This window comes from Amycolatopsis sp. NPDC024027, from assembly GCF_040638975.1.
Taxonomy (GTDB): domain Bacteria; phylum Actinomycetota; class Actinomycetes; order Mycobacteriales; family Pseudonocardiaceae; genus Amycolatopsis.
In genome coordinates this window covers 235889-257600 of the sequence record NZ_JBEZYY010000013.1, presented here as the reverse complement: position 1 = coordinate 257600, position 21712 = coordinate 235889, and the positions used below count along the sequence as shown (strand labels likewise).

General features: G+C 70.7%; 24 protein-coding genes and 1 pseudogene. 15 read left to right on the top strand and 10 right to left on the bottom strand.

The annotated features are described in order from the left end of the window. Positions 1-4 precede the first annotated feature (4 nt). The 3 genes from AB0F52_RS29920 (at position 5) to AB0F52_RS29910 (ending at position 1965) form a co-directional block, all read left to right on the top strand. Positions 5-583, top strand: coding sequence for a class I SAM-dependent methyltransferase (locus tag AB0F52_RS29920; protein WP_360178196.1), 579 nt, complete (start codon positions 5-7; stop codon positions 581-583). 206 nt (positions 584-789) lie between these two features. Further along, positions 790-1140, top strand: a complete 351-nt coding sequence (locus AB0F52_RS29915) for a YciI family protein (protein ID WP_360178193.1) — start codon at positions 790-792, stop codon at positions 1138-1140. Positions 1141-1173: 33 nt separating this feature from the next. Then, positions 1174-1965 carry an arylamine N-acetyltransferase gene (locus tag AB0F52_RS29910; protein ID WP_360178190.1) on the top strand — a complete coding sequence of 264 codons (792 nt, stop codon included), beginning with the start codon at positions 1174-1176 and terminating at the stop codon, positions 1963-1965. Here the strand turns inward: AB0F52_RS29910 and AB0F52_RS29905 are convergent. Then, the gene (locus AB0F52_RS29905) at positions 1959-4280 is read right to left on the bottom strand and encodes an EAL domain-containing protein (RefSeq protein WP_360178187.1); all 2322 of its coding nucleotides are present in this window, start codon (positions 4278-4280) and stop codon (positions 1959-1961) included. The two genes, AB0F52_RS29910 and AB0F52_RS29905, sit on opposite strands and share 7 nt — an antisense overlap. Before the next feature lie 66 nt (positions 4281-4346). Then, complete coding sequence (locus AB0F52_RS29900) at positions 4347-5072, bottom strand: rhomboid-like protein (RefSeq protein ID WP_360178184.1); 726 nt, start codon at positions 5070-5072, stop codon at positions 4347-4349. Between the two features lie 169 nt (positions 5073-5241). On the opposite strand from AB0F52_RS29900, the gene AB0F52_RS29895 reads away from it, so the two are divergent. After that, positions 5242-5799 (top strand): hypothetical protein, encoded by a 558-nt coding sequence (locus tag AB0F52_RS29895; protein WP_360178181.1) that lies wholly within the window; start codon positions 5242-5244, stop codon positions 5797-5799. Here the strand turns inward: AB0F52_RS29895 and AB0F52_RS29890 are convergent, their stop codons facing one another. After that, positions 5800-6246, bottom strand: a complete 447-nt coding sequence (locus AB0F52_RS29890; protein WP_360178178.1) for a pyridoxamine 5'-phosphate oxidase family protein — start codon at positions 6244-6246, stop codon at positions 5800-5802. 87 nt (positions 6247-6333) lie between these two features. Between AB0F52_RS29890 and AB0F52_RS29885 the strand changes: the two genes are divergently transcribed. Beyond that, a complete protein-coding gene (locus tag AB0F52_RS29885) occupies positions 6334-6873 on the top strand; it encodes a TetR/AcrR family transcriptional regulator (protein WP_360178175.1) in 540 nt (179 codons plus the stop codon). Here AB0F52_RS29885 and AB0F52_RS29880 read toward each other — a convergent pair. After that, complete coding sequence (locus AB0F52_RS29880; protein ID WP_360178172.1) at positions 6860-8191, bottom strand: nucleobase:cation symporter-2 family protein; 1332 nt, start codon at positions 8189-8191, stop codon at positions 6860-6862. The genes AB0F52_RS29885 and AB0F52_RS29880 overlap by 14 nt on opposite strands. Before the next feature lie 148 nt (positions 8192-8339). Here AB0F52_RS29880 and AB0F52_RS29875 point away from each other — a divergent pair, with 148 nt between their 5' ends. The 5 genes and pseudogenes from AB0F52_RS29875 to AB0F52_RS29855 all read left to right on the top strand — a co-directional run bounded on the left by AB0F52_RS29875 (position 8340) and on the right by AB0F52_RS29855 (position 12826). Continuing rightward, a complete protein-coding gene (locus tag AB0F52_RS29875; protein WP_360178169.1) occupies positions 8340-9479 on the top strand; it encodes a 5-methyltetrahydropteroyltriglutamate--homocysteine S-methyltransferase in 1140 nt (379 codons plus the stop codon). Continuing rightward, positions 9479-9799, top strand: a complete 321-nt coding sequence (locus AB0F52_RS29870) for an NIPSNAP family protein (protein ID WP_360178166.1) — start codon at positions 9479-9481, stop codon at positions 9797-9799. The genes AB0F52_RS29875 and AB0F52_RS29870 overlap by 1 nt, the downstream gene beginning before the upstream one ends. Positions 9800-10107: 308 nt before the next feature. Next, positions 10108-10751: pseudogene (locus AB0F52_RS29865) on the top strand (IclR family transcriptional regulator); the annotation flags it as partial. A gap of 53 nt (positions 10752-10804) precedes the next feature. Next, positions 10805-12019 carry an FAD-dependent oxidoreductase gene (locus tag AB0F52_RS29860; protein ID WP_360178163.1) on the top strand — a complete coding sequence of 405 codons (1215 nt, stop codon included), beginning with the start codon at positions 10805-10807 and terminating at the stop codon, positions 12017-12019. A gap of 69 nt (positions 12020-12088) precedes the next feature. Further along, entirely contained in the window at positions 12089-12826 is a 738-nt protein-coding gene (locus AB0F52_RS29855) for a Clp protease N-terminal domain-containing protein (RefSeq protein ID WP_360178160.1), read from the top strand. A 120-nt stretch (positions 12827-12946) separates the two neighbouring features. On the opposite strand, the gene gndA is transcribed toward AB0F52_RS29855, so the two are convergent. Both gndA and AB0F52_RS29845 read right to left on the bottom strand, forming a co-directional pair. Continuing rightward, a complete protein-coding gene (gene gndA, locus AB0F52_RS29850) occupies positions 12947-14386 on the bottom strand; it encodes an NADP-dependent phosphogluconate dehydrogenase (protein ID WP_360178157.1) in 1440 nt (479 codons plus the stop codon). Between the two features lie 85 nt (positions 14387-14471). Further along, positions 14472-15392 (bottom strand): MBL fold metallo-hydrolase, encoded by a 921-nt coding sequence (locus tag AB0F52_RS29845; protein ID WP_360178154.1) that lies wholly within the window; start codon positions 15390-15392, stop codon positions 14472-14474. Positions 15393-15627: 235 nt separating this feature from the next. On the opposite strand from AB0F52_RS29845, the gene AB0F52_RS29840 reads away from it, so the two are divergent. The 4 genes from AB0F52_RS29840 to AB0F52_RS29825 all read left to right on the top strand — a co-directional run bounded on the left by AB0F52_RS29840 (position 15628) and on the right by AB0F52_RS29825 (position 18868). Beyond that, positions 15628-16491 carry a helix-turn-helix transcriptional regulator gene (locus AB0F52_RS29840; RefSeq protein WP_013222333.1) on the top strand — a complete coding sequence of 288 codons (864 nt, stop codon included), beginning with the start codon at positions 15628-15630 and terminating at the stop codon, positions 16489-16491. Positions 16492-16591: 100 nt separating this feature from the next. Further along, positions 16592-17443 carry an SAM-dependent methyltransferase gene (locus tag AB0F52_RS29835; protein WP_360178150.1) on the top strand — a complete coding sequence of 284 codons (852 nt, stop codon included), beginning with the start codon at positions 16592-16594 and terminating at the stop codon, positions 17441-17443. After that, positions 17415-18263, top strand: coding sequence for an SAM-dependent methyltransferase (locus AB0F52_RS29830; protein ID WP_360178147.1), 849 nt, complete (start codon positions 17415-17417; stop codon positions 18261-18263). The genes AB0F52_RS29835 and AB0F52_RS29830 overlap by 29 nt, the downstream gene beginning before the upstream one ends. Beyond that, positions 18260-18868, top strand: a complete 609-nt coding sequence (locus AB0F52_RS29825; protein ID WP_360178144.1) for a class I SAM-dependent methyltransferase — start codon at positions 18260-18262, stop codon at positions 18866-18868. The genes AB0F52_RS29830 and AB0F52_RS29825 overlap by 4 nt, the downstream gene beginning before the upstream one ends. Positions 18869-18932: 64 nt before the next feature. Here the strand turns inward: AB0F52_RS29825 and AB0F52_RS29820 are convergent, their stop codons facing one another. Then, the gene (locus AB0F52_RS29820) at positions 18933-19190 is read right to left on the bottom strand and encodes a hypothetical protein (protein WP_360178141.1); all 258 of its coding nucleotides are present in this window, start codon (positions 19188-19190) and stop codon (positions 18933-18935) included. A 4-nt stretch (positions 19191-19194) separates the two neighbouring features. Further along, entirely contained in the window at positions 19195-19359 is a 165-nt protein-coding gene (locus AB0F52_RS29815; protein WP_360178138.1) for a hypothetical protein, read from the bottom strand. Positions 19360-19661: 302 nt separating this feature from the next. Here AB0F52_RS29815 and AB0F52_RS29810 point away from each other — a divergent pair, with 302 nt between their 5' ends. After that, positions 19662-19916, top strand: a complete 255-nt coding sequence (locus tag AB0F52_RS29810; RefSeq protein WP_103341780.1) for a DUF397 domain-containing protein — start codon at positions 19662-19664, stop codon at positions 19914-19916. A gap of 111 nt (positions 19917-20027) precedes the next feature. Here AB0F52_RS29810 and AB0F52_RS29805 read toward each other — a convergent pair whose 3' ends face one another. Both AB0F52_RS29805 and AB0F52_RS29800 read right to left on the bottom strand, forming a co-directional pair. Then, positions 20028-20573: a hypothetical protein gene (locus AB0F52_RS29805; protein WP_360178135.1), complete on the bottom strand. Its 546-nt coding sequence runs from the start codon at positions 20571-20573 to the stop codon at positions 20028-20030. Further along, positions 20566-21708 carry a hypothetical protein gene (locus AB0F52_RS29800; RefSeq protein ID WP_360178132.1) on the bottom strand — a complete coding sequence of 381 codons (1143 nt, stop codon included), beginning with the start codon at positions 21706-21708 and terminating at the stop codon, positions 20566-20568. Before AB0F52_RS29800 ends, AB0F52_RS29805 begins: the two co-directional genes overlap by 8 nt. Positions 21709-21712 lie beyond the last annotated feature (4 nt).

The window sequence follows — 21712 nt, the reverse complement described above, 5'->3', positions numbered from 1 at the left end:
CCCCATGACGCAGAACGTCTGGGATGCCGAGGCGGCCACCTTCGACGAGCAGCCCGACCACGGCCTGCGGGATCCCCTGGTCCGCGCCGCCTGGGCGGAGCTGCTCCTGCCGCTGCTGCCGCCCGCACCCGCCGTGGTCGCCGATCTCGGGTGCGGAACCGGCAGTCTCACCCTGCTCCTGGCCGAGGCTGGGCACGAGGTCTGCGGGGTGGACCTCTCCGCGCGGATGCTCGACGAGGCCAGGGCGAAGACCGCGGGCGTCCGGGTGGAGCTGCGGCAGGGTGACGCCGCCGATCCGCCCTGCCCGGACCACTCCTGTGACGTCGTCCTGGTACGGCATCTGCTGTGGGCCATGCCGGACCCGGCCGCCGCCGTCGGGCGCTGGGTGCGGCTGCTGAAACCGGGTGGCCTGCTGGTGCTCGTCGAAGGCCGGTGGTCCACCGGTGCCGGGCTCACCGCGGGCGAATGCCGGGAGCTTGTGCTCGCGCACCGGGAGGAAGCGACCGTCCGGCAGCTGACCGATCCGGCGCTGTGGGGCGCCGAAATCGAGGACGAGCGGTACCTCGTCGTCAGCCGGAGCTGAGGGCGTGTACTGCCTGGAAGCGGTCATCGGCGGTGTTCGGCGGCGCCGGGACGCAGATGGCTCAGGTGTCGGACCGCACCGAGGAGTGGGTCGACTAGGCCGAACGAGTGAACCGCTGAAGCGCGCGTCCGGTCCCCGGCATTCAGCCTCGACCCACCGGCGAAAGGCAGCCCACCAGGGCCGCCGGCCGACACGGGGAGCCGATCATGCGCTATCTCCTTACCCTCCACATGAACCTCACCCTCTGGGCCACCCTGACCGACGAGCAGAAGAACGCCGTCTACGAAGGGCATGGGGCCTTCATCCAGCTCGTCACCGAGTCCGGGGAAATGGTCGAGACCAAGGCGCTCGCCGAACCCGGCCAGACCAAGACCGTCCAGGTCAAGGACGGCGTGGCGCACACCAAAACCGGTGGCTTCGTCGAGTCCGACGCCTTCCTCTGCGGCTACTACGTCGTCGACGTCGAGAGTGAAGCGCGGGCCGTCGAGCTCGCCGCGAAGATCCCGGACGCCCGGTACACCGCCGTCGAGGTGCGGCAGGTCGTCCACGAAGGTTGACCTCCAGTGCGGTCGAGGGTCCATCCTGGACTCATGACCACCGAAGGGGAATGGGGCATCGGCGCCGTCGATCTCGATGCCTACCTCGCGCGTGTCGGGCAACCGCGGCGGGCGCCGTCCGAAGCCGCGCTCACCGAGCTCATGCGGGCCCACGTGAACGCCATCCCGTTCGAGAACGTCGACGTCGTTCTCGGGCAGCACCAAGGGATTTCGCTCGACGTCGTGAGCGCGAAACTCGTCGGACGGCGGCGGGGCGGCTACTGCTACGAGCAGAGCGGCCTCTTCGCCGCCGTCCTCGAGCAGCTCGGCTACACCGTGCACCGGCTCTCCGCGCGCGTTCAGCCGCGCCGGCCGGGGCCGTACACGCACATGACGCTCGTCGTCGACGTGGACGGCCGGCAGTTCCTCGCCGACGTGGGGTTCGGGGCCGGGATCCTCGATCCCATGCCGCTCGTCGACGGCCACGAGGTCGACCAGGCCGGGTGGCCGCACCGCCTCACCGAAAACAACGGCTGGTGGACGCTGCGGAAGGAGGACGAGGACATCCTCGAATTCCGCCTCAACGAGATGCACACCATCGACTACGAGGTCTACCACCACTACACGTCGACCCACCCGAAGTCGCCGTTCACCGGCCGCCTGGTGATCATGACGATCAAGCCGGGTCTCGGCCGCAGGCTCCTCGGCCGGGAACTCACCGTCGAAAAACCCGGCGGCAGCAGCGAAACCACCGTCGTCGCGCCCGATGAGCTCGACGCCATCCTCAAGGAGCTCGGCATCGAGTTGACGGCGGACGAACTGGAGCGGCTGAAGAACGTCTACTGACCGAACAGCTCGGCCGCCGGGACCGGGCGGCCGAGGTAATAGCCCTGCGCCTGGTCGCAGCCGAGCGTGCGGAGCAGCTCCAGCTGCTCCGCCGACTCGACGCCCTCGGCGATCACCGTCAGGTCCACCGCGTGGGCCATCGCGATGATGCTCGTGACGATCGCCTCCGCGTCGCGCGACTCGGCGATCCCGGTGATGAACGAGCGGTCGATCTTGAGCGTGTCCAGCGTCAGCCGGCGCAGCTGCGCGAGCGACGAATACCCCGTGCCGAAGTCGTCGATCGCCAGCAGCACCCCCAGGGCACGCAGGGACGCCAGCACTTCCGCGGCCGCTTCCTGGTCGCGCATCAACGCGCTTTCGGTGACCTCCAGGCACAGCGCGCCGGCCGGCAGCCCGGTGACCGCCAGCGCGTCCTGGACCGCGGGCACCAGGTGCGGGTCGTCGAGCTGGCGGGCGGAGAGGTTGACCTTCAGCGTCAGGTCCAGGCCCTGCTGAACGCGCCGCGCCGCCAGCTCGCGGGTCGTCGCGCGCAGCATCTCCTTGCCGATGACGTTGATCAGGTCGCTTTCTTCGGCGAGCGGGATGAACTCCGCCGGCGAGATCGCGCCGTGCCGGGGGTGCGTCCACCGCAGCAGCGCCTCCACCGCGACCATCTTGCCGGTCCGCAGGTCGACGACCGGCTGGTAGGCGGGCCAGAGCTGGCCGTCGTGGACCGCGTAGCGCAGGTCCTGCTCCATCCGCAGCCGCCGCTGCATCCGCTCGCGCAGGCCGACGTCGAAGAAGTGGTGCCGCCCGCGGCCGAGCGCTTTCGCCTGGTACATGGCGACATCCGCGTCGCGCAGCAGGTCTTCGGCACTGCGGCGGTCTTCGCGGCCGACGAGCACGACACCGATGCTCGCGTCGAGGTGCAGCTGCCGGCCGAGCACGCCGATCGGCTCGGCCAGTGCGGCCCGCAGGTGCTCGGCCAGCGCGCGGACCTCGGCGGGGTCGGTGACCTCGGCGGTGACGACGACGAACTCGTCGCCGCCGAGCCGGCCGACCAGGTCGTCGCGGCCCGAGCTGCGGCGCAGGCGTTCCCCGACGATCCGCAGCACCTGGTCGCCGACCGAGTGCCCGAGCGAGTCGTTGATGACCTTGAACTTGTCCAGGTCGAGGAACAGCACGGTGACCGCGCCCCGCTCGCGGGCGTCGAGCCCGCCGAGCACCAGCGTCCGGTTCGCCAGCCGGGTCAGGGGGTCGTGGGTGGCGTCGTAGGCGAGCTGCGCGCTGATCGCGCGGGTCTCGGTGATGTCGGTGAACGACGTGACCACGGCCATCGCCGCCGGGTCGTCCGGGGCCAGCAGCCGCGAGGTGAGCGACACCCAGACGTCGCGGCCGTCCGGCCGGCGCAGGCGGACGACCAGGCCGTTGTGGGTGACCCCGGTCCGCCGGGTCTGCACCGACGGCATCTCGTCCGGCGGGATCCACTGCCCGGCCTCGGTGAACAGCGTCAGTGAGTGGCACGGGACGCCGATCAGGTCGGCTTCGGCGACGCCGAGGATGCGGCAGGCCGCCGGGTTGGCCGCTTCGATGAGCCCGCCGGGGCCCATCACGAGGACGCCTTCGTCGAGTGACGCGACGACCGTGCGGTAGTTCTGCTCGGCTCGCCGCCGCGCGGTTTCGTCGGCGCAGACGAGCACGTAACCGTCGTTCATCTCGGCTGCCGAGACGCGGACCGCCAGGGGAGCGCCGTCCCGCCGCCGGTGCACCGCTTCCGCGACGCCGCCGCCGCGCCGGATGGCCGGCAGGTCCAGCGGCGCGCCGACGAGCTCGCTCGCGCACCGCCCGACGGCTTCGGTCGCCGTCCAGCCGTATACCGCCTCGGCGGCCGGGTTCCAGCTGGTCACGACGCCGTCGCCGGTGGTCGCGATCAGCGCGTCGCTGACGTGCGACACCAGCGCGGCCTGGTAGCGGAGGGCGTCGGCGGCCGCCTTCTTCGCCGTGATGTCGCGCATGACGACCTGGTACGCGGCCTCCCCGAGGCACACCAGCACCGTCTCGACGGAGAACTTGCTGCCGTCCAGCCGGGACATGAGGGCTTCGACCGGCACGCTGGCCTGCCCCGGCTCTTTCAGCTGGGCGAGCTTCCCCGCCAGCACGGCTCGCGCGTCTTCGGCGACGAAGTCGGTGAACCGGCGGCCGACGACCTCGTCGGCGGAGCGCGCGGCGAAGGCTTCCAGGGCCGCGCGGTTGGCGTAGGTGAGCACGCCGTGCTCGTGGACGCAGATCGCGTCCGGACTCAGCTCGACCAGTTCGGCGAGCGAGTCGGCCTGCATGTGCGTCCGTCCCCCGGTGAAGTCGGCGTGTGGCTCGTCGATTACACCACCGACTCCGCCCCCTGCCTACCCAGCGGAATCCGGGCTCGGCCTGCGGATGCGCTCCCGCAGCCACGGTCCGCAGACCAGCAGCCCGAAGTGGGCGGCGAACGCGTGGCCGAGCAGCGTGACGACCGAGTCGAGGGCCGCCGGGTCGTCGCTCAGCCAGATCGCCGCGATGAACGCCTCCATCGCGGCCAGCGCCAGCAGCCGCGCGCGGCCGGGCAGGAGGAACACCAGCGCGCCGGCGGTGGTGAAGAAGCCGTAGCTGACGCCGATGTCGAGCCAGTGCCCGGCCGAGTTCGGCAGCACGTGCGCGCTGATCAGGGCCATCACCGGCAGTTCGGTGGCGAGGGTGGCCACGATGTGGCCGGAGAAGAACACCAGCGCCGTGCGACGGGCGCCGAACCGGCGTTCCAGCGGGGCGACGGCGATCGCGAAGATCAGGGCGTAGACGAGCCAGCTTTCGCCGGGCAGCCAGATCGCGCTGCTCAGCAGGGAGGTGAGCGGGCGCCGCCACAGGTTGTGGGCGTCCGTGCTGGACAGCTGGAGCAGCCGGTCCGTCACCGCCGGGTCGGCGAATTCGAGCAGCAGGGTCGTCGCCAGCAGGACGACGAGGTAGCCGAAGGTGAACGGCGTCTTCTTCGGGCTGGGGATGTACCGGAGCAGCGTCCACGGACCGCGGCGCGCAACGGCGATCGAGGGGACCGGCCGTTCGGCTCTCAGCAGCATGGACTGAGCTTCGGTGGTCATGCTGGGAGTATCACGAGTGGCAGCTTAGAAAACGCTGTGGATGTCACTCACTGTCAGACTTTGCGTTACGTGACGAATTTTTGCCGGACCTTCACCCGTTCGGGGGTCTTTTACGGTAAGAATACGGCCACGATGACGGCCGAAAGGCCCCTCGGGAAGGTCAGTCGGGGTGAACGACGAGGTATCGGTCGCCGAGCTGCTTGTGCGCGAGGGCTGGGGCGACCGTCCGGGACCGGGCCAGTCACGCTGGCGCGTGGTCGCGGTGATGCTCGCCGTCATCGTGGGCTGCGGCGCCGCCGCGGCGCTGGTCGCCTTCGGCGGCAAGGAGCGCGAGGACGCGGCCCCGGTCGACCAGATCCAGGTCATCCCCTTCCCACAGCGCACCACCGGGCTGGGTGGCGCCGACCAGGCCACGGACTCACCGCCGGACGGCGGGATCGGTGGTGGCACCGGCGGCGACGTCGTGACGGCGTCGAACGAGCACCGCGGCACGGTCACCGAGGTGCCGGGCCGCAACCCGGCCACCGAAACCGCCGGTCCGGGCCCCGGCACCGGACCCGCGACGCCGACCGCCACGCCGTCCGGCTCCGGTCCTTCCGCGTCGGGCACCTCGACGGTGACGCCGACGGGGAACCCGCCCCCGGCCGGCGGGCACTCGCCGACCCCGGCCCCGACCACCACGCCGCGGACCCCGACGTCGTGCATCCTGGGGATCATCTGCTGGTGATCAGGCCAGCTGTTCCGCGAGGTCGCTGAAGTCCGAGGTGTTCCAGCGCTCCGGGCGCATCGCGATCGCGATGTTGTTCCCGTGGGCTTCGTCGGTCGCGTCGGTGTAGGCCTCGCTCACGCCCGGCGGCAGGTAGCGGGCGGCGATCTCGTGCCGCTCCGCCTTTGTCATCGGCCACGACTTCACGACCGGTCCCTCGACCGAGACGTACTTGTAGACGCCGTCCTGCTGCTGGACGCACAGCGCGAACCGGCCCGCCGCCTCGATCAGCCGGGCTTTCCGCAGGCCGGGTGAGGTCATCACGACGACGTCGCCACCCGGCTCGTAGCGGTACCAGATCGGCGTGGTCAGCGGCGCCCGCCCGGGCTCGGCCGCGACGCTCAGCACGCCGACCTGCGGCTCGGCGAGGAACGCTTCGCGCTCGTCCTTGGTCATCTTGCGGGCCATGGTGGCCTCCTTAAGGCAAATAGATTTGACTTAAGGCTAGCCGTGCGGCGGCTGCTAAGGCAAGCGGCTTTGCTTTAAGATGGGTGGATGACCCGACCCGGCGGCCGCAGCGCCCGTGTCCGCGACGCGGTGCACGACGCCGTCGTCGAGCTGCTCGCCGCCGGCGAGATCGACGCGGCGATCCCGAAGATCGCCGAGCGGGCGGGCGTGAACCCGACCAGCGTCTACCGGCGCTGGGGCAGCCGCGACGCGCTGCTGATCGACGCGGCGGTGACGCGCCTGCGCTCGACGTCCCCGATCCCGGACACCGGTTCGCTGCGCGGTGACCTGCTCGGCTGGGCCGAGGGCGTCGAACGCGCGATGCGCGACCGGCACGGCCAGATCCTGCTCCGCGCGCTCGTCGCCACCTTGCGCCCGGACGAGAAGCCGATCGAGTACCTCCGGGCCCGCGGTGACGACCTGCAGGCCGCCCTCGACAAGGCCGCGGCGCGCGGTGAGCCGGTGCCGTCGGTCGACGAGGTGCTCGACTTCGTCCTGGCCCCGCTCTACCTGCGCGTGCTGTTCCGGCGCCCGGTCGAGCCGGGCACCGGCACCGTGCTCGTCGACCGGCTGCTCAAGGCGCGTTGAGCAGATCCGGCTCCGCACTCCGGCCGAGGTGGTTGAACAGCAGGTTCAGCGCGAACGCGAGGACCGCCGCCACCGTGATCGAGCTGCCGCAGATCGTCTGCAGCCACGCCGGGAAGTGCTTGAAGAAGTCCGGCACGAACGCCGGCAGCAGGCCGACGCCGAGGGCCACCGCGACGACGAAGGTGTTGTGGTTGCCGGAAAACTCGACCGTCCTGAGGTTCTGCGCACCGACCGCGGCGACCATCGCGAACATCACCACCGCGACCCCGCCGATCACCGGTTCCGGGATGGCCGCGATGAACGCGCCGACCTTCGGCACCAGGCCCATCAGCACGAGGATCCCGCCGGTCACCGCGACGACCCAGCGGCTGCGCACGCCGGTCATCCGCACCAGGCCGACGTTCTGCGCGAACGCCGTGTCGGGGAAGGAGTTCATCACCCCGCCGAGCACGGCCGAGACGCCGTCGGTGGCCAGGCCGCGGGCCAGGTCGGCGTCGGTCGGCGGGCGCCCGGTGATCTCGCCGACGGCGATCATGTCGGCGGTCGACTCGGTGAACGTCACCAGCATGACCACGCACATCGACAGGATCGCCGCGACCGGGAACGTCGGTGCGCCGAAGTGGAACGGCGACGCGAGCCCGAACCAGCCGGCCGCGCGCAGGCCGTCCCAGTGCACCAGCCCCATCGGGATCGCCACGACCAGCCCGATGGCCAGCGCGAGCAGCGGCCCGATCTGGTTGGCGAACCCGCGCAGCACCCGGGTGAACAGCACGAGCAGCGCGAGCACGCCGAACGCCAGCCCGATGTGCGACGGCGCCGCGTAGTCCGGTGACGTCGTGTCGTGGCCGGCGATCATCGCCGCGCCGGGGCCGAGCAGCGAGACGCCGATGACCAGCAGCAGGGTCCCGGTGACCAGCGGCGGGAAGAACCGGATCAGCTTCGCGAACGGCCTCGCGATGAGCAGCCCGAACACGCCGGAGGCGAGCATCGCGCCGTAGACCGCGGGCAGGCCGTACTGGGCCGCGATGAGGATCATCGGGTTGACGACGGTGAACGTCGCCCCGGCCACCACCGGCAGCCGGATGCCCAGCAGCTTCCCGATGCCGATGGCCTGGATGAGCGTCGCGATACCCGCGACCAGCAGGTCGGCGTTGACCAGCAGCCCGATCGTCGCCGGGTCCAGCTTCAGCGCGCTGCCGACGATCAGCGGCACGGCGACCGAACCGGCGTACATGATCGACATGTGCTGGAGGCCGAGCAGGGCCAGCCGGCCGGCGGGCAGCCCCTGGTCGACCGGGTGGACCGCGGATTCCGTCATGAGCGCCCCCGTCTTTCGGATCGATCCTGGTGCAGCAGCCTGGTCGATGTCACAGCCAACGCGGTGCCGGTGACGGTAGCAAGTCCCGGCCGTGATGATCATGTTTCGGGGGGCGGCGCAACGGCCGGGAATGTGTGACCATCGGTGCATGACTTCGGGTGGCATTTCCCAGGTGGGCCCGCCGTTTCGCGCCGATCACGTGGGGAGCCTGCTGCGGCCCCCGGTACTGCGCGACGCACGACGGCGGCACGAAAGCGGTGAGATCAACGCGGAGCAGCTCCGCGCGGTCGAGGACGACGCGATCCGCGACGTCATCAAGATGCAGAAGGCCGCCGGGCTGAGTTCGGCGACCGACGGCGAGTTCCGGCGCGCTTCCTGGCACATGGACTTCATCTACGCGCTCGGCGGCATTTCGAAGAGCGACCAGCGGCTGCACGTCAAGTTCCACAACCTGGCGGGCGACCTCGAGTTCAGCCCGCCGGGGCTGCAGGTCGACGGCAAGGTGCGGCTCGACGAACCGATCTTCGCCGACCACTTCCGGTTCCTGCAGTCCCATGTGGACCCGGGCGTGACGCCGAAGCTGACCATCCCGTCGCCGAGCATGGTCTACTACCGCGGTGGCCGGGCCGCGGTCAGCGAGGCCGTCTACCCGGACCTCGAGGAGTTCTTCGCCGACCTGAGCTCGGCGTACTCCGCGCAGGTCACGGCGATGGCCGGCCTCGGCTGCCGGTACCTGCAGCTCGACGACACCAGCCTCGCCTACCTGAACGACCCGGCGCAGCGGGAGCTCGTCGCGCGGATGGGCGGCGACCCGGACACCCAGCACCTGCGCAACATCGCGACGATGAACGCGGCGCTGGAGGGCCGTCCAGACGGCCTGACCGTGACGACCCACCTGTGCCGGGGCAACTTCCGCTCGTCGTGGGCCGCGGAGGGCAGCTACGAGTTCGTCGCCGAAGCCCTGTTCGGCGAGCTCGCGGTCGACGGGTTCTTCCTCGAGTACGACGACGAGCGCTCCGGCGGGTTCGAGCCGCTGCGGTTCGTGCCGAAGGACAAAAAGGTGGTGCTCGGCCTGGTCACGACCAAGCGGCCGGAGCTGGAGGACCCGGACGTCCTGGTCCGGCGGATCGAGGAGGCGTCGCAGTACGTCGACATCGACCGGCTCTGCCTGTCACCGCAGTGCGGCTTCTCCTCGACGGAGGAGGGCAACGACCTGACCACGGACGACCAGCTGCGCAAACTGGAGCTGCTCGTGTCAACGGCCGACCGCGTCTGGGGCGGCCACTGATGATCACGTGCGTCGTCGACTACGTCATCGACCCCGCGAAGCTCCCCGACTTCGAACGCTTCGCCGCCGCGTGGATGCGGCTGGTGCAGCGCGAAGGCGGCATCCACCACGGGTACTTCCTGCCGTCGGAAGGCGCGAGCGACGAGGCCCGGGCGCTGTTCAGCTTCGAAAGCCTGGCCGCGTACGAGCGGTACCGGACGCTGTTCGGCGTCGACCCGGACTTCATCGAGGCCGACAAGATCCGGGAAGAGAGCGGCTGCGTGGTGCGGTACCGGCGCACCTTCATGCGCCCGCTGCTGCCGGACGACGAAGAGGTCTGACGCGGGTCGCCCCGGGGGTGCACTCCCGGGGCGACCCGGCGGATCAGGGGCAGTTGCCCCAGGTGAAGCGGGCGCCCTTGGCGTAGGCCCCGGCGCGGTTCGCCGTGCGGGAGATCATGGCCTGGTACTGGACACACTGGTTGTTCGCCGTGCCCTCGACCGCCGCGTAGTACTTGAACGGGCCGGCGTTCCTGGCGACGCAGTTGGCGTGCGAGGAGTTCTACCTGGGGTAGACGTCGCCCCACTTGGCCGAGCCGGGTTTAGCCGTGGGTTGCGGCTCTTTGCACCGGTGCGAAGACTGCCCTCATGCGACACAGCTCGCCGGTGAGCTCGCCCGGCGCGGGGCCCTCGTGCGCGACGAAACCGGCGCCTACCGCGTCGGGCTGTGGCTGTGGGAAGTCGCCTCGCTCGCCCCGCACGGCGCGGAGCTGCGGGAGAGCGCGATGCCGTTCCTGGAAGACCTTTACGAAGCCACGCGCCAGAACGTGCAGCTCGCCGTGCTCGACGGGGCCGAGGTCGTCTTCGTCGAGCGCATCTCCGGCCGCGGCGCCGTCAACGTCCTGACCCGCGTGGGCGGGCGGCTGCCCGCGCACGCCACCGGTGTCGGCCAGGTGCTCCTCGCGCACGCCTCCGCCGAGGTCCAGGAGGAAGTCCTGGCCGGTCCGCTCAAGACGTTCACGCCCAAGACGATCGCCTCGCCCGCGCTGCTGCGGCGGGTGCTGGCCGACGTCCGCCGCGACGGCTATGTGATCAGCGACGGCCAGGTCGAGCTGGTCGCGCTGTCGGTGGCGGCGCCGGTCCGCGACACCACGGACGAGGTCGTCGCCGCGATCTCGGTGGTCGTCCCGGCGGAGGGGACGGACCCGCGGACGCTGGTCGCGGCGCGTGGGATTTCGCGCGTGCTGGGGGCACCCGGGCGGTGCGCCCGGCCGGCGGCTCCTCGACGGCTTGAGCCGGTTGTGGTCGGATGAGACCGAGGGCTGCCGGATGGGGTGAGGAGAAAGCATGACCACCGTGCTCGTCGTCGGTGCCGGCCAGAGCGGGTTCCAGGCCGTGGCTTCGCTGCGGGACCGGGGCTTCGCCGGCCGGATCGTGCTGGTCGGGGACGAGCCGGGCGTGCCGTACCAGCGGCCGCCGCTGTCGAAGGCCTACCTCGCCGGGACCGCCGGGCTCGAACAGCTGCACCTGCGCGGTGAAGACTTCTTCGCCGAGAAGGACATCGAGCTGGTCGCCGGCCGGGTCGGGCGGCTCGACCGGGCGGCGCGGAAAGCCGGGCTCGAGGACGGCCGCGAGCTGGACTACGACCACCTCGTCCTGGCCACCGGCGCCCGCAACCGCACACTGCCCGTGCCCGGCGCGGACCTCCCCGGCGTGCTGACCCTGCGCACCCGCGACGACGCCGACCGGCTCCGGGAGTCCCTCGCCCGAGCGGAGAACGTCGTGGTCGCCGGCGGCGGGTTCATCGGCCTGGAGTTCGCTTCGCACGCCGGCCGCCCGGTGACGATCGTCGAGGCGCAGGACCGCCTCCTCAACCGCGTCGCGACGCCGGAGATCTCCGCGTACTTCGCGGACCTGCACCGCAACGCCGGGCACACGGTGCTGCTCGGCCAGGGTGTCGCGGCCATGCACGGCGACTCGCGGGTACGGGAGGTCGAGCTGGCCGACGGCACCCGGCTGCCCGCCGACCTGGTCGTCATCGCCGTCGGGGCGGTGCCCGAAACCACGCTCGCCGAGAACGCCGGGCTGCCGGTGCGCAACGGCGTCGTCGTCGACGCGCACCTGCGGACGGCGGACGAGAAGATCTTCGCCATCGGCGACTGCGCCAACTTCCCGTGCGTGCAGGCCGGCGCCGAGACCCGGCTCGAGTCCGTGCAGAACGCCGTCGACCAGGCCCGCTGCGTGGCCGCGGCGATCACCGGCACCGCCGAGCCGTACGCCAGCCTGCCCTGGTTCTGGACCGACCAGGCGGGCGCCAAGCTGCAGATCGCCGGCATCCTTTCGGGCGCCGGCCGGACGGTGGTCGTGGGCGACCGGGCGGCGGGCAAGTTCTCCGTGCTGTCTTTCCGCGACGACGTCCTCATCGCCGTCGAGTCGGTGAACCGGCCCGCCGACCACATCGCCGCCCGCCGCCTGTTCACCGCGGAGCCGAAGCCGGCATACGCCGACCTCGAAGCCAGCGGCTTCGATCTCAAGGCGCATCTGAAGTCGCGAGCGGCCTAATGCGCACGCAGGCCTAAGATCGTCAACCCGTGGTTGACGCACATCGATCGTCAACCTACAGTTGACGACATGACCCTTCCGACCAACATCAAGCTCGACGACCTCATCAACGCCATCAAGAGCAACCACGACCAGGACGCCCTCGCCCAGCTGACCGACGCCGTGTACGTGGGTCAGCACCTCGGTGAGGTGGCGGACCACCTGATCGGTCACTTCGTCGACCAGGCCCGGCGGTCCGGGGCGTCCTGGACCGAGATCGGCGCCAGCATGGGCGTCACGAAGCAGGCGGCCCAGAAGCGGTTCGTGCCGAAGGTCGACCCCGGCGGCGACCCCAGTGGTTCGATCGAACGCGTCTACGGCCGCTACACCGACCGGGCGCGGCACGTCGTCGTCGAAGCGCAGAAGGCGGCCGTCGACCACGCCAGCCCGTACATCGACACCGTGCACATTGTCCTGGGCCTGCTCACCGAGCCGGCCGCGCTGGCGGCCGGGGCGATCCTGGCCCAGGGCGTGCAGCTGGACGCCGTCCGCGAAGCCGCCGAAGCGCGGCTGCCCGAGCCGGTCGACCCGGTGCCGAACGTGGTGCCGTTCTCCGGGGCCGCCAAGAAGACCCTCGAGCTGACCATGCGCGAAGGCCTGCGGCTCGGGCACAACTACATCGGCACCGAGCACCTGCTGCTGGCGCTGCTGGAACAGGGCGAGGGCACCGGCTTCGAGGTGCTCGACGGCCTCGGCGTCAAGAAGGACAAGGCCGAGGCGAAGATCGTGGAGGTGCTGGCGGAGCTCCTCGCCGCCCGGGGGCAGTGAGACCGCTCTGGTGGGCCATCTTGCTCGCGGTGGTCCTCGTGACGCTGCTCTGATCGGGAAGGACCAGGGGGTCTTCCCGGCCGCGCGGGCCCTCACCGAGGGGAGGGCCCGCGCGTCGCGTCAGGCGTCGGACTCCGGGCGGCCGTCGGCGGCCCAGGCCGTGTGGAACGAACCTTCCCGGTCCACCCGGCGGTAGGTGTGGGCACCGAAGAAGTCCCGCTGGCCCTGCACCAGCGCGGCCGGCAGCCGGTCCGCGCGGAGGCCGTCGTAGTAGGCCAGCGCCGTCGAGAAGCCCGGCGTCGGGATGCCGAGCTTGACCGCCGTCGAGATCACCGAACGCCACGAGTCCTGCGCGTCCTCGACCGCCTTGCGGAAGCCGCCCGAGGTGAGCAGCGTCGGCAGCTCCGGCTCGTCGGCGTAGGCCGCGGTGATGTCGTTGAGGAACTTCGCGCGGATGATGCAGCCACCGCGCCAGATCGAGGCGACCTTGCCCAGGTCGATGTCCCAGCCGTACTCGGTCGCGCCCGCCTGGATCTGGTTGAAGCCCTGCGCGTACGCGACGACCTTCGAGGCGTACAGCGCCTGCTCGACGTCGTCGGCGAAGCGCTCCAGCGAGGCGCCCGACAGCGGCGCGGCCGAAGGACCGCCGAGACCGCGGGCCGCCGCGCGCAGCGACTTGGACCCGGACAGAGAGCGCGCGAAGACGGCTTCGGCGATGCCCGAGATCGGCACACCCAGGTCGAGGCCGATCTGCACCGTCCAGCGGCCGGTGCCCTTCTGCTCGGCGGCGTCCTCGACGATGTCGACGAACGGCTTGCCAGACGACTTGTCGACGTGCGCGAGCACGTCGGCGGTGATCTCGATCAGGTACGAGTCCAGCCGCCCGGTGTTCCACGTGCGGAACACGTCGGCGATCTCGGCCGGCGCATAGCCGCCCGCGTGGCGGAGCAGGTCGAACGACTCCGCGATCAGCTGCATGTCGGCGTACTCGATGCCGTTGTGCACCATCTTGACGAAGTGGCCGGCGCCGTCGGCGCCGATGTGCGTGCAGCACGGCTCGCCGTCGACCTTCGCCGAGATGTCCTCGAACAGCGGGCCGAGCGACTCGTACGACTCCTTCGAGCCGCCGGGCATGATGCTCGGCCCGTGCAGCGCGCCTTCCTCGCCGCCGGAGACGCCGCTGCCGACGAAGTGCAGGCCACGCTCGCGCAGCGCCTTCTCACGGCGGCGCGTGTCGGCGAAGTGCGCGTTGCCGGCGTCGATGATCACGTCGCCCTCTTCGAGCAGCGGCGCGAACTCCTCGATGACGGCGTCCGTCGGGCCGCCCGCCTTGACCATGATCACGACCTGGCGGGGCCGCTCCAGCGCGTCGACGAAGTCCTGGGCGGAGTACGCCGGGATGAAGTCGCCCTCGTCGCCGAACTGCTCCACCAGCGCGCGGGTCCGCTCCTCGGACCGGTTGTGCAGGGCCACCGTGTGGCCGTGCCGGGCCAGGTTCCGGGCCAGGTTGCGGCCCATGACCGCCAGGCCGGTGACCCCGATGCTCGCCTTCTTGCTCATCCGAATCCTTCCGAAGTCTCTCTCGATTCAGACCCTAGTCCGATCGACGCCTCAAGGGAGGCCACGGAGGAGCAGCTCACTCAGTTCAGGAGAAGCAGCGGATCGGTCCCTTGTTGTAGGCGAGCATGTCCGTGATGGCCGCGACGAGGTCGATCTGCGCGCCCCACTCGGCGCCGTCCAGCTCGGCGTACGCCCGGTGCAGGTTGCCCGGCAGCCGCTCCTGCTCGCTCAGCGACGCGAACTCGCCGAGGTCGGCTTCCTTCGCGGCCTCCAGCGGCGACAGCCCGGCGGCCTTCCCCCGCTCGGCCGCCTGCTGGACGAAGGCCAGGTACCGGTCGACGGTGTCCACCACGTCGAGCCCGCACGGACCGCCGTGACCAGGCAAGATCACTTCGGGAGACAGTTCGCGGATCACGTCGAGGCCCTTGCGCCAGCCGGCCACCGAGCCCATCAGCGCGAACGGGCTGCCGCCGTGGAACACCAGGTCACCGGCGTAGAGCACGCGCTGCTCCGGCAGCCAGACGAGCACGTCGTTGGTCGTGTGGGCCGCGTGGCCGGGGTGGACCAGCTCCAGGGTGACGTCGCCGGCGTGCACGGTCAGCCGGTCGTCGAACACGACCTCCGGCGGCCGCGACTCGAGCTCGCCCCAGTCGTTGCCGACGAAGATGCCGTCGAACGTCTGGATGCCCTCGGCGACCATCAGCTCGCGCGTCTTGCGGTGGCCGATGATCGTCGCGCCCTCGACCAGGTAGTTGCCGTTGGTGTGGTCGCCGTGGTGGTGGGTGTTCACCAGCGTCGTCACCGGGCCGCCGGTCGCGGCTTCGACCGTCTCCAGCAGCGCGCGCGTGCGGCGCTCGGTCGAGCAGGTGTCGATCAGCACGGTGTGGTCGCCGGCGTCGACGAACCCGCAGTTGTTGATGTACCAGGAGCCGTCCGGCTGGACGTAGCCGTGGACCTGGTCGGCCAGCCGGGTGACGGCGGCGGCGGAGGGGGAGCGATCGGTCACGCGGTCACTATGCCCGAGACGGGGCTCCGCCGGTTGGCGGAATAATTCGGAATTTCACTGGTCCAGGCGAGTGATAGCGCAGGTGACTGGCATTCTGCGGCGTTTCCTGGAACGCTGCGCGGTGTCATCATCGAGATCCGCAAGGTGAAGCACTAACCTGGGTGGGTTCGATAGTTCGCGTGCGACGGCGGCCGGTGGCCGTCGTCGCTTGGTAGTGGTCCGGGAGAGCAGGGCGATGGCCAGCACCGTCACCTCGCGCCGGAAGCAGCTCGGGAACGAGCTCCGGCATGCCCGCACCGCGGCGCGGATGACACAGCAGCAGGTCGCCGAGGTCCTCGGCTGCACCCAGGGCAAGGTCAACAAGATCGAGTCCGGTGCCGTCGGGGTGAAGCTCGGGGATGTGCGATCCATGCTGAACGCATTCGGGATCAACGGCGAAGAAGCCGACACGCTGATGAACCTGGCGCGGGCCGCCGCCGGGCAGCGCGGCCACTGGTCGGGCTACCGCTCGGTGGTGCCGCACTGGTTCCGCACCTTCACCGACCTGGAACCCGCGGCCGCGGAGATCCTCACCTGGCACGGTGAGCGCATCCCGGGCCCGCTGCAGTCCGAGCACTACATGCTCAAGCAGTTCACCGAGGCCGGCGCGACGGACGTGACGTCGCTGGTTCGCAACCGGCTCGACCGCAAGGCGGTGTTCGAGCAGCAGCAGCCGCCCTACTACCGCTTCATCATCAGCGAAGGCGCGTTGCGCCGGGCGCCCGGCGGGTACGCGCCCGCGGTGATGCTCGACCAGGTCGAGCACCTGCTCTCCCTGGAGAAGCACCCGCGGGTCTACGTGCACGTACTGCCGTTCGGCGCGCGGCTGGCCGCGGTGCCCAACGACTTCACGATCATGCGGTTCCCGGACCGCACGCGCGACTTCGTCTACATCGAGCACTCCGCCGGCGGGCTGTACCTCGACGACGTCAAGGACTTCAACATCTTCGTCGACTCGTGGGACCGGCTGCGTGGAGCGGCGCTGGAGCGGCAGGAGACCCGGCAGTTCCTGAAGGAGCTCGCGGAGGGTTACCGCGCCCAGATGCAGCAGCTCCAATAAGGCGAACGGCCGCGTCAGCTGTCCCCAGTGGTGAACAACTTTCGGTAGAGTCACTCTGTTGCGCCCGAATCCACCGGAAGTGCCGCCCGAAGGGGACGTCGTGGACCCCGACTTCCTTCCCGATGTCATCGATCTCGACCGCCCGAACATCGCGCGGATCTACGACTGGGCCCTGGGCGGCACCGCCAACTGGGCGATCGACCGGCAGTACGGCGAGCAGGCGGTGCAGGCGTTCCCGCTGGCGAAGGCCCTCGCCCGCGGCAACCGGGACTTCCTCGGCCGGGCCGTGCGCTACTGCCTCGCCGAGGGCATCACGCAGTTCCTCGACCTCGGCTCCGGCATCCCGACCGCCGGCAATGTGCACGAGGTCGCCGACGACTACGCCGACGACAGCCGGTGCGTCTACGTCGACCACGAACCCGTCGCCGTCGCGCACGGGCGGATGCTGCTCGACGAAGCCGGCGACCCCGAGCGCCACGCCGTGCTGCACGCCGACCTGCGGGACGCCGAAGAGGTCTGGGAAGCCGCGCTCGCCACCGGCGTGCTCGACCCGGACCGGCCGATCTGCCTGCTGACCGTGGCGGTGCTGCACTTCCTGCCCGACGCCACCGGTGTCCGCCAAGCCATCCGCGACTACCGGACGCTCCTGGCACCGGGGTCGGCGTACGTGCTTTCGCACGCGACCGAATCCGGCGTCGAAGGCGAAGAGCTGGAGCAGATCCGGAAACTCGTGAAGCTGTCCGAACGGTCGAGCTCGCCCGCGGTTTCCCGGTCCCTCGACGAGATCGCCGCGTTCTTCGGTACCTTCGACGTCGTCGAGCCCGGGATCGTGCCTGTGGGAGAGTGGCGCCCGGAGCCCGGCGCCGCCACGGTCCCCCTCGCGAGCGTGGTCGGCGGTGTCGGCCGCAAGCCTGGAGGACGCAATGACGACGCAGGACCCCGAAGCCCCTGAAGGCGTGGACCTCGACCGGCCGAACGCGGCCCGCATCTACGACTGGTTCCTCGGCGGCGACGCCAACTGGGCCATCGACCGCCAGTTCGGGGAGCAGGCGGTCAAGACGTTCCCGATGATCAAGACCGTCGCCCGCGCCGGCCGCGACTTCCTCGGCCGCGGGGTGCGGTACCTGGCGCGCAACGGCATCGACCAGTTCCTCGACCTCGGCTCCGGCGTCCCGACGGTCGGCAACGTCCACGAGGTCGCCACGGACGTGAACCCGGACGCGCGGTGCGTGTACGTCGACAACGAGCCGGTCGCGGTCGCCCACTCCCAGATCCTGCTGGAGCAGGAGGGTGTCGCGGGCCGGCACGCGGTGCTTCAGGGCGACCTGCGCGACCCGGCCGACATCTGGAAGCGCGCGCTCGACACCGGCGTCCTCGACCCGAACCGCCCGATCGGCCTGATCATGGTCGGCGTCCTGTACTTCCTCGGCGCCGACGAGCCGGTGGCCCAGACCATCCGGAAGTACCTGTCGCTGCTGCCGGCCGGCTCGTACTTCCTGTCCTCGCACCTGACGAGCGACGGCCTGCACGAGATGGCCGACGCGGACAGCCGCGAGTCGATCATGAAGCAGTACAACCAGTCGAGCACGCCGCTGCACCTGCGCACCCGCGACGAGTTCACGTCGTTCTTCGAGGGGCTGGAGCTGGTCGAGCCGGGCATCGTCTACCTGCCGGAGTGGCACCCGGAGGAGATCGAGTCCCGGGCGACCAGGAAGCTCGCGAACGACCCGGCGTTCGTCGGCCACCTCTGCGGCCTCGGCCGGAAGCCGTGACGGCGGCCGCCTACGACGCGATCGCCGTCCAGTACGCGGAATTCGCCGCCGAGGCCTGGGACAAGCACCCGCTGGAGCGGGCGGTGTGGGCGGCGTTCGCGGATTCCGTCCGCGGCCGCGGCCCGGTCGCCGACCTCGGCTGCGGCCCCGGCCACCTGACGGCGCACCTGTGTTCGCTGGGGCTCGACGCGTTCGGCGTCGACCTGTCCCCGGCGATGATCTCGCTCGCCCGGGCCGCTCATCCGGACCTGCGGTTCGAGGTGGGCTCGATGGCGGCGCTGGACCTGCCGGACGCGTCGCTCGCCGGGATCCTGTCGTGGTACTCGCTGATCCACACGCCGCCGGCGGAGGTGCCGGGCTACTTCGCGGAATTCGCCCGAATGTCGGCGTCCGGTGGTCACGTTCTGTTGGGGTGCTTCGAATCCGGCGGCGGCCCGCTGACGCCGTTCGACCACAAGGTGACGACGGCCTACAGCTGGCCGCTGGACGAACTGGCCGGGTTCGCCGCCGCGGTGGGTTTCCTGGAGGTGGGCCGGGTGTACCGCGAGCCGGGCGCGGGGGAGCGCCCGATGCGGCACGGCTGCCTGTTGCTCCGGAAACCGTAGCCACGAACGAAAAGAGCCCCGGTTCCGTCAGGGAGCCGGGGCTCTTTCGTGGTGGTGCGGCAGCTTAGGCGCGCGAACCGATGCGGCCGCCGCGCATCAGCGGCGTCAGGTCGATCGCGGCTTCCAGCGGGCGGGTCGTGCGGACCCCGTCGGCGTGGCGCCGCAGCGGGAGGTCCTGGTCCGTCGCCCAGGTCGTGGTCTTGCGAAGCGGCGCCTGGATCAGGCTGAAGCCGAAGCGGTTCCGCAGTTCGTTCCCGATGCCCCGGCGGCCACGGTGTTCTTCGTCCTCGCGGCAGAACAGCGAGTTCACCCGGACGGCCATTCGTCTACACCCCCAGCTCTCGTCGCGGTGCTTCGGCGCCCTGGTGGGAAAGCGCTTCCGCACCTCTGGTCCGGACCAGCTCGGTCGCGGCCGTGGTGGCTGCCCGTCCGGAGACGGCGAGCCTGGTCACGGCGAGCGCGCCGGGTGGCGCACTGTCCTCGACGATCACGCTGTTCCTCCCCCATGAGGTCCTGCGGTGGCTTGGCTTGGTTTGGTTCCGGCGCTGGTCGTGCGAACACTTCGGCCCGTCTCGACGACCGCCCGCCGCGAGCAGGCAGTCATTCACCGACACCAGCGCCCCGGCCGATGCGATTAATCCTACTCCTGGAATAATCTTCATGTCGAGGCCGTACCCAGTTGATCACCCGCTTGGCCCTGTGGCTTGCTCCATTGAGACACTGAGTAGCCGGGAGCGGGTGCCTTCGACCAGGTCACGACCGCGCCGCCCAACGATCCTCGGAGGTACGACCCATGGCGGATTATCCGTCGTTCGCGGATTACGATCCGAACACGGCCGTGACCCTGTTCGAAGAGGCCGCCTGGGAGAAGTCGTTCGCCAGCGAGCCCAACGGCGGCAGCTGCGTCGAGGTCAACCTGGGCTCCGAAGGCCTGATCGGCGTCCGGGACACCAAGCTCGCGACCAGCCCGGTCTTCGTGTTCGACACCGCCGAGTGGGAAGCGTTCCTGATCGCCGTCAAGGCCGGGCAGTTCGACCTGCCCGCTTGATCGCCCGTGCCGCGGAAGACAAATGGTGAAGGCCCCCTTCCCCGCTCTCTACGGTGAAGGAGGCCTTCGCGACTGCCCGAATACGTCCGGACGCTCAATGTGAGGGGAATCTCACCCGATTGCCGGAAGCTCCCCGCCGCGCAACCGGCCGCGGGTCCGGCGCCAGGCGACCACGATGAGCACCACGAGCCCGATCAGCGGCAGCGTGCTGATCGCCCAGCTCAGGCCCATCGGCGGCCCCGGCTGTTCCAGTACCGGCAGCGCGCGCAGCTCGCCGGTGCCGGAGCCGGCGGGTCCGTTGACCGCGAAGCGGAACGTCCAGTCACCCGGCCGCGGCATCGAGCGGACGTCGAGGCCCCACACGTCGAGTTTGCGGGGGTGCCGGACCAGCGGCTGCTTCCGGTTCTGCCCGCCTTCCGGGTTGACCATGGTGAGCGTGCCGGACTTGCCCTCGATCCCGCCGTCGGGGATGAAGGTGAAGTCCAGCGACTGCATGGCTTTCAGTGGCCAGGTGCTGAACCCGATGGTCAGCCCGTACGGCCCGGCCTGCACCCGTTCGGTGTGCACGATGTTGACCGGCTCGTAGGCGTTCGCCGTCCCGGCGGTCGTGAACAGCAGTCCTGCTACAGCGGCTAAGGCCAGTAATGTCTTACGCATCAGCGGTTTCCCCCTTCTTCGCGGGTGCCAGCAGGCAGAGCATCCCGCCGAACCGCCACCCGGCGAACCCGCCGAGCAGCCCCAGCGCCGCGCTGAGCACGGCGGTCGTCATCAGGTACCAGGCCGGCGGCAGGTGCGCGCCGGTGTAGAGCAGGAAGCGCTGGACCGGCAGGCTCAGCCCGAGCAGCAGCCCGGCGATCCCGCCGGCGACCACGGACACCCGGCCCGGGCGCCACCCCCGGCGCCGGCCGGCGAGGTACACCAGCTCCATCAGCGCGGCCACCGGCAGCAGCGCCATCGGCGTCAGCGACGGCATCGCCGGCACACCGGAAACCGCGTCCCGCATCGGCAGGCCGACGAGGTCGGCGTACGCCTGCGCGGCCCACGGCGAGAACCACCAGAAAACCGCCTGCACGACCGCGACCAGCGCCGCGGTGCCCACCGCGCCGCCCGGACGGCGGAAGAACCCGGCGCCCACGGCGACCAGCAGCACCGCCATCATCGACGTCCCGATCGCGACGGCGTCGGCGTAGTCGTCCGGTACCTGCTGCAACCCGAGCGCCAGCACCGGCCCGAAGGTGAGCAGCACGGTCAGCGACGCCAGCGTGCCGAGCCGGCCCCAGCGGTGCTCACGCGCCGCGGCGAACACCGCGGTCGTGCCGATGAGCGACACCGTGATCGACAGCAGCAGCCCGATGTGCGGCGGCGAGTCGATGACCGCGTCGAAGCCGTAGAGCCCGTGCCACCACTGGTCCCACAGGCCGTAGAGCAGGAACGTCGCCGCGCCGACCCCGGAGACCAGGTAGCCCAGCGGGGCCGCGAACGTCCGGCCGAACACGTTGACCACGCGCCCGCCGATCCGCGGGTCGACCGGCCGTCCCGCGCGCCGCGCCGCCGTCGTCAGCAGCACGACGGCGAGGCTCGCCAGGCCGACGACCGCGCTGCCCGCGTACAGGAACAGGTGCGGCAGCGTGAAGAACGTGTCCGGCCCGACGTCGTCGTGCCACTGGATGTCCCAGGTGAGCCCGACCAGCGACAGCAGCGACCCGCCGAGCACGACGTTCGCCGGCAGCAACCCGGTTCGGGCCTGGTGCGTCACCGACGTGCTGCGCACGCCGGATGCGGTGAGATCCATTCCC